This window comes from Campylobacter novaezeelandiae (assembly GCF_018968685.1).
GTDB lineage: Bacteria > Campylobacterota > Campylobacteria > Campylobacterales > Campylobacteraceae > Campylobacter_D > Campylobacter_D novaezeelandiae.
The window spans coordinates 440,206-456,831 of sequence record NZ_CP076657.1 but is presented as its reverse complement, the minus strand read 5'-3'; the positions used below and the strand labels follow the sequence as shown (position 1 = coordinate 456,831).

At 28.6% G+C, this 16,626-nt stretch carries 14 protein-coding genes, 1 other RNA gene and 2 pseudogenes; 4 read left to right on the top strand and 13 right to left on the bottom strand.

The annotated features are described in order from the left end of the window. Positions 1-29: 29 nt before the first annotated feature. Entirely contained in the window at positions 30-1,508 is a 1,479-nt protein-coding gene (gpmI, locus tag CNZW441b_RS02405) for a 2,3-bisphosphoglycerate-independent phosphoglycerate mutase (RefSeq protein WP_131163654.1), read from the bottom strand. Between the two features lie 78 nt (positions 1,509-1,586). On the opposite strand from gpmI, the gene mraY reads away from it, so the two are divergent. Both mraY and murD read left to right on the top strand, forming a co-directional pair. Further along, the gene (mraY, locus tag CNZW441b_RS02400) at positions 1,587-2,645 is read left to right on the top strand and encodes a phospho-N-acetylmuramoyl-pentapeptide-transferase (RefSeq protein ID WP_131166353.1); all 1,059 of its coding nucleotides are present in this window, start codon (positions 1,587-1,589) and stop codon (positions 2,643-2,645) included. Beyond that, a complete protein-coding gene (gene murD / locus CNZW441b_RS02395) occupies positions 2,642-3,844 on the top strand; it encodes a UDP-N-acetylmuramoyl-L-alanine--D-glutamate ligase (RefSeq protein WP_131186500.1) in 1,203 nt (400 codons plus the stop codon). The genes mraY and murD overlap by 4 nt, the downstream gene beginning before the upstream one ends. Before the next feature lie 35 nt (positions 3,845-3,879). On the opposite strand, the gene CNZW441b_RS02390 is transcribed toward murD, so the two are convergent. Both CNZW441b_RS02390 and ruvB read right to left on the bottom strand, forming a co-directional pair. Next, positions 3,880-4,923 carry an AI-2E family transporter gene (locus tag CNZW441b_RS02390; protein ID WP_131163657.1) on the bottom strand — a complete coding sequence of 348 codons (1,044 nt, stop codon included), beginning with the start codon at positions 4,921-4,923 and terminating at the stop codon, positions 3,880-3,882. Between the two features lie 6 nt (positions 4,924-4,929). Further along, positions 4,930-5,937 carry a Holliday junction branch migration DNA helicase RuvB gene (gene ruvB, locus CNZW441b_RS02385; RefSeq protein WP_131166354.1) on the bottom strand — a complete coding sequence of 336 codons (1,008 nt, stop codon included), beginning with the start codon at positions 5,935-5,937 and terminating at the stop codon, positions 4,930-4,932. Positions 5,938-6,135: 198 nt separating this feature from the next. Here ruvB and CNZW441b_RS02380 point away from each other — a divergent pair, with 198 nt between their 5' ends. Next, positions 6,136-6,546, top strand: a complete 411-nt coding sequence (locus tag CNZW441b_RS02380; protein ID WP_131163659.1) for a histidine phosphotransferase — start codon at positions 6,136-6,138, stop codon at positions 6,544-6,546. A 1-nt stretch (position 6,547) separates the two neighbouring features. Further along, positions 6,548-6,907: a transfer-messenger RNA gene (gene ssrA / locus CNZW441b_RS02375) on the top strand. A 93-nt stretch (positions 6,908-7,000) separates the two neighbouring features. Here the strand turns inward: ssrA and CNZW441b_RS02370 are convergent. From CNZW441b_RS02370 to CNZW441b_RS02325, 10 genes and pseudogenes are all read right to left on the bottom strand, one after another. Next, the gene (locus CNZW441b_RS02370) at positions 7,001-8,755 is read right to left on the bottom strand and encodes a tetratricopeptide repeat protein (RefSeq protein ID WP_216681523.1); all 1,755 of its coding nucleotides are present in this window, start codon (positions 8,753-8,755) and stop codon (positions 7,001-7,003) included. A gap of 137 nt (positions 8,756-8,892) precedes the next feature. Further along, positions 8,893-9,942 (bottom strand): annotated as a pseudogene (locus CNZW441b_RS02365) (autotransporter outer membrane beta-barrel domain-containing protein); the annotation flags it as partial. Between the two features lie 438 nt (positions 9,943-10,380). Next, positions 10,381-10,920, bottom strand: coding sequence for a ferric reductase-like transmembrane domain-containing protein (locus CNZW441b_RS02360; RefSeq protein ID WP_216681522.1), 540 nt, complete (start codon positions 10,918-10,920; stop codon positions 10,381-10,383). Continuing rightward, on the bottom strand, positions 10,920-11,813 hold the full coding sequence (gene msrP, locus CNZW441b_RS02355) for a protein-methionine-sulfoxide reductase catalytic subunit MsrP (RefSeq protein ID WP_216681521.1): 894 nt from the start codon (positions 11,811-11,813) through the stop codon (positions 10,920-10,922). The genes CNZW441b_RS02360 and msrP overlap by 1 nt, the downstream gene beginning before the upstream one ends. Before the next feature lie 128 nt (positions 11,814-11,941). Then, positions 11,942-12,619: pseudogene (gene pyrF, locus CNZW441b_RS02350) on the bottom strand (orotidine-5'-phosphate decarboxylase); the annotation flags it as partial. After that, a complete protein-coding gene (nusB, locus tag CNZW441b_RS02345; protein WP_131163708.1) occupies positions 12,616-13,014 on the bottom strand; it encodes a transcription antitermination factor NusB in 399 nt (132 codons plus the stop codon). The pseudogene pyrF and the gene nusB, both read right to left, overlap by 4 nt. A gap of 8 nt (positions 13,015-13,022) precedes the next feature. After that, positions 13,023-13,487, bottom strand: coding sequence for a 6,7-dimethyl-8-ribityllumazine synthase (ribH, locus tag CNZW441b_RS02340; protein ID WP_131163709.1), 465 nt, complete (start codon positions 13,485-13,487; stop codon positions 13,023-13,025). A gap of 9 nt (positions 13,488-13,496) precedes the next feature. Continuing rightward, positions 13,497-14,303, bottom strand: a complete 807-nt coding sequence (gene kdsA / locus CNZW441b_RS02335) for a 3-deoxy-8-phosphooctulonate synthase (RefSeq protein ID WP_131163710.1) — start codon at positions 14,301-14,303, stop codon at positions 13,497-13,499. 26 nt (positions 14,304-14,329) lie between these two features. Continuing rightward, on the bottom strand, positions 14,330-15,688 hold the full coding sequence (locus CNZW441b_RS02330; protein WP_131163711.1) for a uracil-xanthine permease family protein: 1,359 nt from the start codon (positions 15,686-15,688) through the stop codon (positions 14,330-14,332). Beyond that, the gene (locus tag CNZW441b_RS02325; protein ID WP_131163712.1) at positions 15,678-16,601 is read right to left on the bottom strand and encodes a DMT family transporter; all 924 of its coding nucleotides are present in this window, start codon (positions 16,599-16,601) and stop codon (positions 15,678-15,680) included. The genes CNZW441b_RS02330 and CNZW441b_RS02325 overlap by 11 nt, the downstream gene beginning before the upstream one ends. Between the last annotated feature and the right edge of the window lie 25 nt (positions 16,602-16,626).

Below are 16,626 nucleotides of genomic sequence, written 5' to 3'. Positions count from 1 at the left end.
TTTAGTAATTAAATTAATTTATACCCAATTTAAAACAAAGCTTCATTCATTTCTTTTGGGATATTAATCCCCATGATCTTTAAAATGCTAGCAGCTATATTACTAAGTCCCTTACCTTCTTTAAGCTTCGTAATATTTTTTGCCTCAATAAAAGCAAATACATCAAAAGTTGTATGATTGGTAAGCGACTCCCCTTTCTTATTTTGCATAGCTTCACAATTGCCATGATCACTTGTAATAATAAAAGCATAATCTTGCTCTCTAGCTTTTTTTATAATTTCTCCTAAACAATCATCTACAGCTTCTACAGCCTTAACAGCCGCTTTAAAATCTCCAGTATGTCCTACCATATCTCCATTGGCAAAATTAACAACTATAAAATCTTCTTGATTTTCTATACCTTTTAACACCACTTCAAGCACTTCATAAGCACTCATTTGAGGCATCAAATCGTAAGTTTTTACCTTAGGGCTTGGGATTAAAACCCTTGTTTCATTTTCAAGAACTTCTTCTTTTCCTCCATTGAAAAAGAAAGTTACATGAGCATATTTTTCAGTCTCTGCTGTATGAAGTTGTCTTAAACCAGCCAAAGAAATAGTCTCAGCCAAGGTATTATCAATCTTTTCTTTTTCAAATAACACTGGAATATTATATTTATCATCATAAACAGTCATTGTAAGTAAATTTTTGAAAATTTTTTCACGCTTAAATTCTTTAAAATTTCCATCATTTAAAACTTCAATAATCTGTTTCATTCTATCATTTCTAAAATTAATAAAAATAAGTCCATCTTCTTCATTAATTCCCTCAAATTTAGGATTAATTATAGACTCTAAAAACTCATCGGTAATATCTTTATCATAAGAATTTTGAATATGCTCAACAAAATCACTATTTTTTAACACTTTAGCTAATAAACAATCATAATATTTTTGTGTTCTCTCCCATCTTTTATCCCTATCCATAGCATAAAATCTTCCGCATAAACTTGCAAATTGAATATCTTTTTCTTGACAAAATTTTATTAAATCTTTAGCGAAATTTATACCACTTTTAGGACTTGTATCCCTACCATCACTTATCATATGCGCATAAACTTCATTACCTGCATCTTTGCACATTTTAAGCAAAGCTTTAAAATGCATATGGCTTGAATGTACCCCTCCATCACTATATAAACCTATAATATGAATTTTCTTGCATTTTTTTAAAATATTTTGAAGATTAGTGCTATCTTTTAAAGTATTATTTTCTATAGCCTTATTAATTCTTACTAAATTTTGATAAATAATGCGTCCACTTCCTATACACATATGCCCTACTTCACTATTACCCATTTGTCCCTCTGGTAAACCTACTGCTAAACCACTGGTTTTAATAAGAGTATGAGGCACTTCTTTAAAAAGTTTTTCATAATTTGGCTTTTTGGCATGAAAAAAAGCATTAAATTCACTATCTGGATTATACCCTACACCATCTGTTATAACTAAAATACATTTTTGTTTCATTTTTTAAACTCTTTATAAGAATATTTTTTGCTTGATTTTACTAAAATTAAACTTTAAAAACAAAAAAAGGCTTTACATTTGTATTATTTATCTTATTTTAGTGATTATGCTTTTTTTACTTATATTAGCGTGCGTGCAGGATTTGCATTTTTCATTGCCCTTTGTCTTACTTTATTTATTATTCCAAAATTTATAAAATGGGCAAAAACAAAAAATGCTAATCAACCTATATACGAATACGCTCCACAAAATCATCAAATGAAATCAAAAACACCAACAATGGGTGGGATTGTCTTTATATCTTGTGCTGTTATTGCAAGTTTAATATGCATAAAATTTGATAATTATTTTGCTCTTTTGACCCTTTTATGTCTTATTTTATTTTCGCTTATAGGTCTTATTGATGATCTAGGTAAAATTCTTTATCAAAACAATCACAGTGGTCTTAGTGCTAGGGCTAAATTTATAGCTCAAATCATTGCTTCTTTGCTTTGTTGTGTGCCACTTTATTTTTATGGATTTAATACAGATTTATATATCCCTTTTTACAAACATCCTCTTTTTGATTTATCTCTTTTTGCTATAGTCTTTTGGATTTTAGTTTTAATTTCAAGTTCTAATGCAGTAAATTTAACAGATGGACTTGATGGATTAGCAACGGTTCCTTCTATATTTTCTCTTTCAACTTTAGCAATTTTTATTTATTTAAGCGGAAATCTTAATTACAGCGAGTATTTGCTTTTGCCTAAAATTCAAAATCTTGGAGAAGTTGCAATTGTTTGTGCGGCTTTAATTGGAGCTTTAATGGGGTTTTTATGGTATAACTGCTATCCAGCACAAATTTTTATGGGAGATAGTGGCAGTTTAAGCATAGGAGCTTTTATAGGGTTTTTAGCAGTTATTAGTAAAAATGAAATTTTACTTTTACTTATAGGATTTGTTTTTGTTCTTGAAACCATATCAGTTATTTTGCAAGTTGGAAGTTTTAAAATATTTCATAAAAGAGTATTTAAAATGGCTCCTATCCATCATCATTTTGAAAAAGTAGGCTGGGTAGAGAATAAAATCATTGTGCGTTTTTGGATGATAGCTTTACTTACCAATTTAATCGCCCTTGCCTCAATAAAATTAAGATGAAAAAATCTTTATTTGGTTACGGAACAACCACTAAAGCTTTAGCGCAAAAATTAGGTGGCTTTGATATTTATGATGATAATTTTAAAAAGCCTTTAAAAGATGAATTTAATAACAATTTATTACCTACAAATCATTTTAACCCTTCTTTAAGTTCACTTGAAATAGTAAGCCCAGGTTTTCCAAAAGATCATATCTTAGTTAAACAAGCTAGAAATTTAATCAGTGAATATGATTTCTTTTATGACATTATGCCAAGAAGTGTTTGGATTAGCGGAACAAATGGAAAAACAACAACAACACAAATAACCCAACATCTCTTAAAACATGTAGGAGCTGTTATGGGCGCAAATATAGGCATACCTTTAGCTAATTTAAATCCTTATGCAAAATTATGGATACTTGAAACTTCATCTTTTACTCTTCATTATACAAAATTAGCAAAACCCGAAATTTATGCCCTTTTGCCTATAAGCACAGATCATATCTCTTGGCATGGAAGTTTTAAAGCCTATGAAGAAGCCAAACTTAGTGTTTTATATAGAATGCAAAAATGTGATAAAGTTATACTTCCTCAAATATATGCTGATATTCCTACAAAAGCGGATAAAATTACTTATAAAGATGAAAAAGATTTAGCACAGAAAATGGAAATTGATCTAAAAAAAGTTAATTTTAAAAAACCTTTTTTAATCGATGCTCTTATAGCTTGTAGTATAAAAAAAATTATCCTTAAAGATATCAATTATAAACTTTTATCCACTTTTAAAATGGAAGAAAATAAATTAGAAGAATTAAAAGATCATCTAGGAAGAACTTGGATCAATGATACAAAAGCTACTAATGAAAATGCCACTTTAGAAGCGCTTAAACGCTATAAAGATAAAAAAATTTATCTTATCATAGGGGGTGATGATAAAGGAATGGAATTTAACAACTTATTCAATTTTATGCAAAAACTAGATATAGCTTTATACATCATAGGATCAAATATACAAAAACTTAATTCTTATGCTAAAGATTATAAAATAAAAGCTTATCAATGCCATTTTCTAAAAGATGCTATCAAAGAAATTTCAAAAGAATTAAAAAATAACGAAATTGCTATACTAAGTCCTGCTTGTGCAAGTTTGGATCAATTTAGCTCCTATAAAGAACGAGGAGAGATATTTAAAAAAGAAATCAAAGACTTAAATAATTAAAAAGCTTAAATTTTTAAACTTTTTAATTTGGATTATTAAATTAAATTTTTATCTTTCAAAATTACATAAAGTCTTATGGTTGAAATAAAAAAAGTTAAAATTGCTGGACCTAAAATAATACCCCAAAACCCAAAACTAGAAATTCCAGCGATCATTGCTAAAAAAATTAAGAATTCATTGATATTCGTAGGAGTTTTAACAAGTTTTTCATTAATCCATTTGATAATTAAAGGCTTGATTAAAGTGTCCGCAAAAAAAGATATTACCAAGACAGAATAACCAAAAATCCAAAAAGCAGCTTTTTGATTACTCATAGCAAATTCATAAAGACTAATAGGTATATAAATTAAAGCACCACCAATAGCAGGAATTAAAGAACTTATTGAAAAAATGGCACCCATTAAAAATCCATTATAACCAAAAACAGCAGTAATAATTGCAAATAATGCACCTTGAAAAATAGCAACAATAACCATAGAATAAAGCACCACAGCCATAACATTGCTTACTTCGCTTAATACATCTTCAAGCTCCTTTTTCTCAATAGGCACTATAGATTTTATATAAATAACAAGTTCTGTTCCATAAAGATTTGCAAAAAAATAAAATACACAAATTAATACCATATCAATCAAAAATTTAGCTCCACTTTTTGTAAAATTTGAAGCATAACTTAAAGATTGTTTTGAAAGGGTATTAAGATCAATATTGGCTAAAAATTCTTTTATTTTTGGTTCTAAAAAATTCAAAGATTCAGGAAGAGAAAATTCATAATTTTTAATATAATCTAAAGTATGAGTAATAGTATTTATATCAAAATTTTTTAAAACTCTGGCAAATTCTATCATGGCATAAACAAAAGGGGCAAAGAAAAGAACAACAATACAAGCAGTAGTCATACAAGTTGCTAAAAATTTACGACCCTTGGTTAAATTTAAAAATCTCAAATGCAAGTTAGAAGTAGCCACAGCCATTAAAATAGCAATTATCATAACAAGTAAAAAATTTTTAAAAAGATAAAGCAAAAGCGTTAAAACAACCAAAATAAAGCATATTAAAAATATTTTGCCATTTTTCATATAAATTTAATCCTCAAATAAATTTTTTTGATAATTTAATTTCAAAACTCTAAAGCTCTTTGCACTTGCAATTCTTCCTTTAGCCGTTCTTTCTATATAGCCATTAGCAAGTAAGTAAGGCTCAATCACGTCTTCAATGGTATTTTCATCTTCACTTAATGCAGCAGCAATACTAGCAAGCCCTATAGGTTTTTGTTTCGCAGAAGTTAAAAGTTCCAAATACCTTAAGTCCATAGCATCAAAACCAAGCTCATTAACCCCTAAGGAATTTAAAGCCTCTTTAGCTCTTTCTTCGCTAATATTTTCCTCATCATTTACATCAGCAAAATCCCTTACTCTTTTTAAAAGCCTTAAAGCAATTCTTGGCGTAGAACGCGATCTTTTAGCGATTTCAAGAGCCGCTTTTTTATCGCAAATTTTGCCAAGTTTATTTGCTGCTTTTTGTAAAATAAGGGCTAATTCTTCATTTTTATAAAATTCTAAACGAAATTGCATTCCAAAACGATCTCTTAAAGGATTGCTAAGCATTCCTGCTCTAGTCGTAGCACCGATTAAAGTAAATTTAGGCAAATCGATTTTAATCGTTTGTGCAGCAGGACCACTTCCTATAATGATATCAAGTCTATAATCTTCCATAGCAGGATAAAGCACCTCTTCTATAGCAGGACTTAAGCGATGAATTTCATCTATAAAAAGAATATCGCCTTCGCTAAGATTAGTCAAAATAGCAGCTAAATCTCCACTTTTTTCTATCATAGGAGCTGCAGTTGTTTTAATATTTGCATTCATTTCATAAGAGATAATATTAGCCAAGGTTGTTTTTCCAAGTCCTGCGGGTCCGCTAAAAAGAATATGATCTAAACATTCCTTACGTTTTTTGGCAGCACCGATAAAAATATGAAGATTTTTTTTGATATTTTCCTGACCAATATAACCATCAAAATTTGATGGTCTTAGCGAAGTTTCATAAGTTTCATCTAGGGAAAATTTTTCTATTTCTACAATTCTATCCATTTTAAACTGCTTTAAAAAATTAAAAGAGAATTTTAACAAAGTATAGTTTTAATTTTTATAAAGACTATTTATATTTTAAGAAATTTTTCAAAAATAAATAAAACTTTATCGCTAAGCATTACTCATTAACTTTTAAAATTTAGTTTTTAGCTAAAATTTGATAAAATTTAAATTGAACTTTAAAATAATGGTTTAAAAATGGGGATTTTAACAAAATTAGAATTAGATTATGAAATTGATGATATAGAAAAATTTTTGCAATTTTTTAGAACCATGTGTGATCGCTTTGAACCATTGATCATAAAATTAGGCACAGATAAACAAAAATATAAAGAAGCTGTAAAAGAGCTTGAAACTCTAGCACACAATACTGCTTGGGCTGCAAGACGTCTAGAGCTTAATGAAGTAACAGATTTTTGCGTATTTTGTGAAGAAATGATGATTCAAGCAAGCCGTTTTGAAGGTCCTGCAAGCGAAGAATTTACAGATTGGATGCTTTTAATGAGTGATCAATTTGAAAAATACTGCAGATCTTACGAAAATGACGATTCTGTTTTAGCTATTTTTAATCCTTTAATTGTTAATGTTCCAAATATTATTTCTAAATAATGGGAGCGACTTGGCTTCGACAGGAGTAAGTTTGCAAAGATGGCATACCGCTTTGGGCAAAGCGTTAAAAGCCTAAATTAAAATTAAACGCAAACAACGTAAAATTTGCTCCTGCTTACGCTAAAGCTGCGTAAGTTCAGTTGAGCCCGAATTTTAAACAATACTATCTAATTTAAAATTTGGTCATTACAAGATAGTGTAGTCTTTGACTTGACACATCAAAGATGAAATAAAGTCTTAGCCAGATCATAAAGTTTTGGAAGATGAGCTTGATTTGGTGAAATTTTCATCTTTACTAAGTATGTAGAGGTCTTTGTAGAATTATTTTTGGACAGGGGTTCAATTCCCCTCGCTTCCACCAAATCTTATTATTTTTCAAAAAGTATAAATTTACAATCCTAAAAAATATTAAAAATCAAATTTAAATCACAAATAAATTAAAGCTTAAAAAGCTTTAATGCAAAATATCTTTAATCAATTTTTGTAAATTTCTTTTTACTTCTTCTTCATCTTTCAAAACAAAACATTTTGCTTTTGGCCAAAAAAAACTTTTAGGATCTTCAAATTTTCCCCAACGCCAATCAAACCTAGGATGCAAAAGAACGATCGTTGGGATATCCATAGCCAAAGTTAAATGAGTAATTGCGCTATCAATGCTAATCATACAATCAATATCAGATAAATTATTGAAAGTATCATTCCAATTTTTTATTTTTTTACTCCTATCTTCTATGCTTTTAGGCAAATTCTCATTTGATTGCATTTGAAAAGAAATAATTTCACAATCCAAATCTTTTAAAATATCAAACAATAATTCAAATTTGAAATTTCTTAACAAATCAGAACCCTCTGCATTAGGAGTAAAATAAAAAATACCCAATTTTTTCTTTTTATTTTGTGGCTTTTTTTGTGCTAATATTGGTGTTTTTAATTGTTTAATTTCGCTTAATTTAATATCAATTAAAAAAGGTAAAGAACAAATAGGAATAGCATAATCAAATTTTTTAGGCAGATTTTTTAAAACTTTTAAATTTTTAAAAATATCATCATTTTGATTTAAAATTTTTATTTGATTTTTAAACATTTCATACATCGCACTTTGAGGAGCAAATAAAACCCTTGAAGCGATTTTGCAAAGCTTTTCTAAACATCTTGCATACATTATAGTATCCCCAAAACCTTGTTCGCAAAATACTAAAATTTCCTTGTTTTTAAAAGCATCTACGCCCGATTTATTAAAAGCTTTTATGCTTTCATTATAATGATAAGTAGAAAAAGTTTCATTATGCGCATAAAATAACCTACTTTCATAATACTTTTTACCTTCTTCAAAATTATCATCTACGCCCATACGCATTAAAAGATACGCAAGATCAAATTGATAAGTTGCATGAGTATTTAAACTTAAACATTTTTGATATGCATTATAAGCACTTTGATAATTAGAGCTAAATTCTAGCACCTTGGCATAATTTTGCCAAAATTGTGGATGGTGTTGATTTGCTTCTTCTAGTGATTGAAAAAGCTTTAAAGAATCAGATATTTTAAAAAGTTTAAAAAGCAAATATGCTTTTTGCGGTAAAATCTGATGGGCTAAAAAATCATGTATTTTTGAAATCGTAAGATTTTCTTTAGTTTTGCTATGAAGTCTATCTTGAAGATTGTTTAAATTAGGATTATGACGCCCCATAAGAGTTCCATCTTGCAATTTCTCTATGAGCTTTTGCATAAAATTATACAATTCTTCATGTGCATCAAGTGCTTTAACAAAATCTTTTTTAAAATAAATCTCTGCGTATTCTTTCCAAAGATCTAGATTATACAAATCTTTTGAAAGCAACTCTTTAAAAATCTTCTCAGACTCTTCAAATTTATTTATAATTTTATAAAGAAAAGCCAATTGTAAATTAATTTCATTTTGCAAATCATCTTTACGATCTAAAAGTTGTTGCAATAAATTTAAAGCTTCATCAAATCTTAGATTTTCAATATAACTTTTAGAAAGCATAAGACCATTAAAACTTGTTGGATTTATAGAAAAAAGCTCTTGGGCATAATATAAGGCTTTTTGAAAAAATGAAAGTTTATAAGATGAGAGCATAGCAAATTCTAAAGCAAATTTTTGATTTTCTTTCAAAAATCTCTCACTTAATTCTAAGCATTTTTCATAATTAGCATTAAAATAATAATAATAAATTCTATCAAACATAGAGCTTTCCTACTAAAAAGTTTTAAAAACTTGAAATTATGATATAAATTTACTAAAAAATTATTTATAAAAACAACCCAAACAACTAAAGTCATTTGGGTTTAGGAGATTAAACTAGTAAACTAAGTAATTATTTCTTACCATACATAATTAAATTGTGCATATCCTGTATGAGTATTACCATCTCTATCAAACATACCATTATAGTTTAAGCTAAAATAGAAAGCTTCATTAAGAGGAATGATAAAAGATCCTGTTGCATAGCTTTGAACTCTTGGTAAATCAAATTCATCAGTTGCTTTAATACTACCAAATCTAGCTTTAGCTTTTACGCTAGGATTGATATTAAATTTAGCTCCAAGGGTTAAAGAAGTTTTTAAATGAGGTAACCAATCTCTAAACCAAGTAAGACTTGTTTTAGTAGAGAATAGATTTAAATAGTTTGCATAAACTCTTTCTCCACCTTTAACAGTAGCTTGACCTATAGTATCTTGCATAGAAAAAGCCTCTGTATAGCCTCCTTCATAGGCTAAGCCAATTTCAGGTGAGAATATATCTTTATCATAGATAAAATTCATACCTATATCAGAACTCATACCATAAGCATAAGAATTAGGTTCAGCTTTAGCTTCATTAGTTCCTACTCTTTTAGTTAAATCATTTTTAATTAAGGCTGTTTTACCTTGAGCTTTGATATAAACTTCTTGACCTTTTTTAGTAGTAAATAAGGTATTAAAGTATTTTAAACCTGCATAATAAGTTCTGTTATTTACATCAAAATAAGTTGAACTCATTTTTGTATCTTCATAACCTGCATATACACCATATATTCCACTATCTTTTAAGGTAGAATAACCTATGATAGTTCCTTTAGTATGTCCTTTACTTTCTTCATTTAAAGAAAGTTCAACATTCTGTGAAGAAGCATAAGGAAGGATAAATAAGGAGTGTTCTTTATTGGTTTGATTAAAATCCCTAATTGAAATATTTAAAAAATTTTGCATAGAGCTATCCATAACGCTATCAATGAAAGTTGATCTTCTTGCGGCTATAGAAATCAAACTTTCAAGCATTGTTTGGGAAATAGATTTTTTAAGATCAAAATCTGTAGGGAGTTTTGTGGTAATTTGATCAACGTTTTTATTGTTTTTATTATCTGTAATATCTAATTTATTCTCATCTACACCACCACCTGCAACAAAAATCACTTCATCAAATGTTGTGTAATTATATTTTTCTACGGCATAAGAGTAATGGCTTAAAAAAGAAATTGTAACTAAAAAAAGAACTAGCTTTTTCAAAGGTGTATAAGAATGATTTTTTTCAATCCTTTGACTTGCTAAGTATCTTTTGCCTAAACTGAATTTTTGCTGTGTCATTATTACTCCTTGTATTTGTTTTGATTTTATTTTAAAAGGTAAATAAAAAAGCAATAAAAATCATAGGCTTAATGATAAGATATTTTGTATTAATATAAATTTAATTTTTTTATTTTGTGTAATTTAATGCCAAAAATTTAAAAAAACAGTTTATTTTGTGGGTTTAGCTCAATTTATAAATTTAAAAAATACTTCAAGCATTTAATACTTTTAGTGCTTTTTGAACAATGATTTATTAATTTATATTTATTTATTTTTTATAATCAATCTTTTATAAGCTAAAATAAAATAAATCAAAGCAACAATCAAAGCACTCCATTCCCAAAACATAGGAACTTTAGGGCTTAAAAAGTAATGATAGCTTGCTAAGAGAAAGCATAAATAACTTAATTTTCTTATTTTTTCTATCTTTTTAAAAAACCTAAAAGAACTTAATAGCATCAAAATAAGCAAGATAAAAGCTATAAAACCGCTTGATTCTAATAAACGTTTTGAAATATCATCAAAAAGTCTTGAAATCTGCATATTTCTATCGAAAACAAAATAATTTAAAAAATGCAAAATTGCCCAAAAAACGGAAAAAAATCCGAACAATTTGGGATAATCTTTAGTATTTTTTAATTTAACCAAAGAAAATAAAAGGCTTAAATTTAAAAAGATTAAAGAAAAAATACCTGTATAAAAATAAGCCTCTTTGACAAAATCAAAAGAATTTAAAATATTATAAAAACCATAAATTATACTTATAGAAAAAAGTATATAAACTACAAAATTATAAACTAGCATTAAAAATTCTTTTTTAAATCCATATTGGCATAAAGGCTTGCCACTTCTTTTTCATAACCATTAAACATTAAAGTTGGCTTGGTAAAAAATTCCCCTAAAGCTCTTTCATTGGCTTGTGACCATCTTGGATGAGAAACATTTGGATTGACATTAGCGTAAAAACCGTATTCATTAGGGGCATACTCTTGCCACGTTGTTTTTGGCTGATTTTCGACAAATTCAATTTTTACTATGGATTTAATGCTTTTAAAGCCATATTTCCAAGGAACTACAAGACGCAAAGGGGCTCCATTTTGTCCTAGTAATGTTTTTTTATACATTCCTACTGCTAAAATAGTAAGTGGATGCATAGCTTCATCCATCCTTAAAGCTTCTGTATAGGGGTATTTGATAGTAGGAAATAAAGCATTTTGATCAGGAAATTTTTCTTTGTCAAAAAGAGTTGTAAATTTTACATATTTTGCTTTGCTTGTAGGCTTTGCTTTTTCGATTAAATGACGCAACTCAAAGCCTATCCAAGGAACAACCATAGACCAAGTTTCTACACAACGAAAACGATAAATTCTTTCTTCTAGTGGAAATTTTAAAATATCCTCCATTGTTAATTTTATAGGTTTTTCTAATTCTCCACTTAAAGAAATCTCCCAATTTTTTACATCAAAATTCTTAGCATATTCTACTGCCTTTTTTTTATTGGTAGAAAATTCATAAAAATTTACATAATTAGTCGCAAGTTCTTCATCTGTAAGGGTTAATTTCTGTGGATTTTTATCACTACTAAATTCAAGGGCTAAAAGTTTAGAATTAATCAAACTTGAACTTAACATAGCTCCAACGCCAAGCTTTAAGAATTGTCTTCTTTTTTTATAAAGTTCTTCTGGTGTTATAAACATAAATTTTCCTTGTTGATAATTTTTACAATAATAACAAGAGAAAATAAATCTTATTTAAATATATACATATATTTAAATAATAGTTTATAAAATCATAATTTTAGCAACTCTTGTTTTATTTATTTTATAATTTCTAAAAGTATTTTTTCGCATATTGATCTTGGATTAGATGACTCATATATAGGGCGTCCTATTACTACAAAATCACTTTTATACTCTTTAGCCATTTTAAGATCTGCTACTCTTTTTTGATCGTTGTTTGATTCATTAAAAGGGCGTATACCTGGTGTCAAAGTTAAAAAACTTGATGAAGTATTTTCTTTGATGATTTTACTTTCAAAAACAGAACAAACCATACCATCAAGCCCTGCTTCATAAGAAAGCTTTGAAAAATTAATTACGGCTTCATTGATTTTTTGCTTATAAATACTAAAAAAATTTTCCTCATCAAAACTAGTAAGAGCAGAAACAGCTAAAATCAAAGGGCGATTTTTTAATTTTTCTAAACGTTTTCTAACTTCAAGCATTGCTATTTTACCGGCACTTGCGTGTAAATTTATCATATTTACACCCAATTTTGAAATTTCTTCGCACGCATCTGCCATGGTATTTGGTATATCATAAATTTTAAGATCTAAAAAAATTTTAAAATTATCAATTTTTTTAAGATCTTCTATAAATTTAAAACCATCTCTTAAATATGCTCTTAATCCTACTTTTAACCAAAGATCTAAACCTTTTAATTCTTTGGCAAGTTTAAGGCAATCTTCTTTTGTGGCCAAATCAAGTGCAACACATAATTTCATTTTTTAGCCTTGATTAAAGAGTCTAAAACCCCATTGATAAATTTAGGGGAATTATCATTAGCTAATTCTTTAGCTAATTCTATGGCTTCGTTGATAATTATAGCATCTGTTGTTTCTGTAAAAAGCAACTCATAAGCTCCAAGTCTTAAAATGGCTCTTTCTATATGGCCGAGTTTATTGATTGCATTTTCTTTTAAATGAACATTAAGTGCTTCATCTAATTTGGTTAAATTTTCACAAATTCCATTATAAAGGCTTAGAGTAAAATTCTTTTGCTCATTGCGGATTTTTTTTTCATTTAAAAATTCATCAATAAAATTTTCATTTTTGTCATTTAACTCTAAAGCATAAAGCAAAGAAATAACGCTTTGTCTTACTTGATGTCTTGTTGCCATTTTAAGCCTTAAAATTGTTTAATTAAATTTAGCATTTCGATTAAAGTAAGCATAGCTTCAAAACCTTTATTACCAACTTTACTTCCTGCTCTTTCGATGGCTTGTTCTATGGTATCTGTAGTTAAAACTCCAAAGCTTACAGGGATATTATGATTTAAACTTACGTTTGCAATCCCTTTTGTAGTTTCAGCCGAAACATAATCAAAATGTGGAGTAGAACCACGAATAACCGCACCTAAACAACAAATAGCGTCAAATTTATTGCTTTGTATAGCTTTTTTCAAAATAAAAGGAAGTTCAAAAGCGCCTGGGACTAAAATAAGATCTAAATTTTCTTCTTTTCCGCCGTGTCTTAAAAAAGCATCTTTTGCACCCTCTACTAAACGATCTGTTACGATATGATTAAATCTTGCATTGATAATAGCAATTTTTTCATCACCTGTTAATTGTAATTTTCCTTCAATAATCTTCATTTTTTTCCTTTACTCAATAATATTTTGAATTTTTATAAGTGTTTTAATACATTCTTTAAAACGATTTATATTAAGCATATTAGGTCCATCACAAAGCGCTTCGCAAGGATTAATATGCGTTTCAAAGAAAAAGCCATCTACTCCAACAGCAGCCGCAGCTCTTGCTAAAGGTTCTACAAATTCACTTTTGCCACCACTACTTCCTCCTACAGCTCCTGGCATTTGCACGCTATGGGTTGCATCAAAAATGACAGGGGCAAATTCACGCATAATCACTAAAGATCTCATATCAACGACTAAATTGCCATAACCAAAACTAGAACCTCTTTCGGCTACAAAAATGCCGTTTTTACCTGCTATATCATAGCCCTCTTCTTCTATGCCACGTGTTTGAAGAATTTTTTTCACGCTATATTTAATATCACTTGGATTTAAGAATTGCCCCTTTTTAATGTTTATTTTGGCTTTTGTTTTGGCTGCTTCTACGAGTAGATCGGTTTGACGGCATAAAAAAGCTGGAATTTGTAAAACATCAACTACTTCGCTAACAATTTTTGCCTGATAACTTTCATGAATATCAGTTAATATTTTCATGCCAAATTCATTTTTAACACTTTGTAAAATTTTAAGTCCCTCATCAAGTCCTGGGCCACGAAAAGAATTAATACTTGTGCGATTTGCTTTATCAAAGCTTGATTTGAAATAAAACTCAAATCTATCATCATTTGAAAATTCTTGTAATTGCTTTGCTACTTTAAAAACCAAATCTTTATTTTCTATTACGCAAGGACCTGCAATTAAAATCATTTTTTTCATTTTTAAGCCTTTAAATTTTTATAATTTTACTTTATTTTTCTTTGTTTTTCTTCAAATGGAAAAATAATATTTAAAACAATAGCGCTAATTCCTCCTGCTGCTATACCTGAAGAAAACAAAGTTTTAAACCAAGTAGGAGTAAATTGCAAAATATCAGGATTATTAGCTACACCAAGTCCTATCCCTAAAGAAATAGCTATAATCATAATGGATCTTCTATTTAAATTTTCTTTTGAAATAATTCTTACTCCAGTGGCTGCAATTGTTCCAAACATGATTAAAGTGGCACCGCCTAAAATAGGTTCTGGAATTTGCAAGGTGATATTTGCCACTATAGGAAAAAGCCCTAAAATAATTAACATAAAAGCGACTATAAATCCCACATAACGACTAGCAACTCCAGTTAAAACAATCACCCCATTATTTTGTCCAAAGCAAGAATTTGGAAAAGTATTAAAAAATGCTGAAATAAAAGAATTAAGTCCATTAGCTAATACTCCACCTTTTAATCTTTTGGTATAAAGCTCGCCTTTTATAGGTTGATTTGAAACTTCACTTGTAGCACTAATATCTCCTATAGTTTCAAGAGAAGTTACTATAAAAATTAAAATTAAAGGTAAAATTAAATTATAATCAATGCTTAAACCATAGTGCATAGGACTTGGAAAAAATAAAATGGGTAAATTATCGTTAAAATTAAAATGAAAATTTTCAAAACCCATAGCAATCAAAAGCCCTATAATAATAGCAATAAATAAGGACGAAATCCTAATAAATGGATTATTTAAACGATTTAATATAATAATGCTTAAAATCACAACTCCAGCTAATAATAAATTTTCAAAAGATCCAAATTCTCCATTTGCTTTAGCACTAAAGCCTCCTCCTGCGCTTACAAGCCCTACATTAATTAAACTAAGCCCTATAATCATCACAACAATTCCAGAAACCAAAGGTGAAATAATTTTTCTTATAAAAGGTAAAAACCTAGAAATAATCATCTCTGTTGTAGAACAAAGCATCAAGGTTCCAAAAATAGCTCCAAGCATTGCTTCTTGTGATAGTCCGTTATTTTTTAGAGTAAGTCCTCCTAAAATGATAGGCGAAACGAAATTAAAACTTGTTCCTTGTATTGATAAAAGTCCACTTCCAATAGGTCCCCAAGTTTTAATCTGAAGCAAAGACGCAATGCCAGAAGCAAATAAAGACATACATATAATTCTTGCTGTATTTTCCTCATCTATACCCAAGCCTTTACAAATAAGCAAAGCCGGTGTAATCACAGCCACAAACATAGCCATTAAATGCACCAAAGCAGCAAAACAAGCTTTTAAAAAAGGAGGTTTATCTTCAAGTTCATAAATTAAATCTGTTTTATTTTTCATTTTTTCCTTTTCCTCGAACTAAAATAATACCACCTAAAATGATACCTAGTATTCCGATAAACACCATAACACTAGGAAAATCATCTCCTAACATAACACCCAAAATTAAAGTAAAAACTACATCCATATAGCTTACTCCAGCAACTATACCTGCTTTTTTTGCCACTCCATAAGCTTTTGTAATATGAATTTGATATAAAGTTCCTAAGCTCCCCATAATAAGTATAATAACCCAAGCTTTAAGACTAGGCATTATAAAAGGTGCTATAAGAAAATCAAGCTCTTTTGTAAAATAAAAAGAACCAATACTCATAGAAATTAAAGGCAATAAAGAACCAAGAAATATAAATGAAGCAGCAATTTGCTCGGTTAAATAATATTTTCTTAATTCTCGCACACTTGTTAAAGCTATGGCTGCTAACAATCCACTTAAAATTCCTATAATACAATTTTTTAAGTCAAAACCTGAATGATTTGAAAAATCTGCCCAAGGCTGCATAATACAAAGAACGCCTAAAAAAGCAATCAAAATACCAAACCAACCTTTTGCACCTATATTTTCCTTAAAAAGAAAAAAAGCGATTAAAGTTACAAAAATAGGGGCTGTTTTTTGAAAAGCAAATGCACCGCCTAAGGTAATATGTGAAACATTATAAAAAAACATATAAAGGGCTAAAGTTCCTATAACTCCCCTAAAAATTAAAAGTCCTAATTTTCCACCTTCTTTGTGAATTTTTGTTTTTTTAAGCATATAAATAATAAAAAAAGTCCCTATAATATTTCTAAAAAACATAATTTCTATAGAAGAAAGTTCGTTGCTTAAAATTTTGGCACATGCGCCCATCAAAGCAAAATCAAGACAAGCTAACATCATAAAATAAATACCTAGATTATGCTTGACAATTTTTAACACAAAGATTCCTTAATTTTTGAATGAA

Bases quoted from the DNA above. Each gene is read 5' to 3' on its own strand.
- CNZW441b_RS02360 (WP_216681522.1), bottom strand. From the start codon at position 10,920: ATGCTAGTTTATAATTTTGTAGTTTATATACTTTTTTCTATAAGTATA.
- gpmI (WP_131163654.1), bottom strand. From the start codon at position 1,508: ATGAAACAAAAATGTATTTTAGTTATAACAGATGGTGTAGGGTATAAT.
- murD (WP_131186500.1), top strand. From the start codon at position 2,642: ATGAAAAAATCTTTATTTGGTTACGGAACAACCACTAAAGCTTTAGCG.
- ruvB (WP_131166354.1), bottom strand. From the start codon at position 5,937: ATGGATAGAATTGTAGAAATAGAAAAATTTTCCCTAGATGAAACTTAT.
- CNZW441b_RS02390 (WP_131163657.1), bottom strand. From the start codon at position 4,923: ATGAAAAATGGCAAAATATTTTTAATATGCTTTATTTTGGTTGTTTTA.
- kdsA (WP_131163710.1), bottom strand. From the start codon at position 14,303: ATGAAAAAAATGATTTTAATTGCAGGTCCTTGCGTAATAGAAAATAAA.
- CNZW441b_RS02380 (WP_131163659.1), top strand. From the start codon at position 6,136: ATGGGGATTTTAACAAAATTAGAATTAGATTATGAAATTGATGATATA.
- msrP (WP_216681521.1), bottom strand. From the start codon at position 11,813: ATGTTTATAACACCAGAAGAACTTTATAAAAAAAGAAGACAATTCTTA.
- CNZW441b_RS02330 (WP_131163711.1), bottom strand. From the start codon at position 15,688: ATGAAAAATAAAACAGATTTAATTTATGAACTTGAAGATAAACCTCCT.
- CNZW441b_RS02370 (WP_216681523.1), bottom strand. From the start codon at position 8,755: ATGTTTGATAGAATTTATTATTATTATTTTAATGCTAATTATGAAAAA.
- nusB (WP_131163708.1), bottom strand. From the start codon at position 13,014: ATGGCAACAAGACATCAAGTAAGACAAAGCGTTATTTCTTTGCTTTAT.
- ribH (WP_131163709.1), bottom strand. From the start codon at position 13,487: ATGAAGATTATTGAAGGAAAATTACAATTAACAGGTGATGAAAAAATT.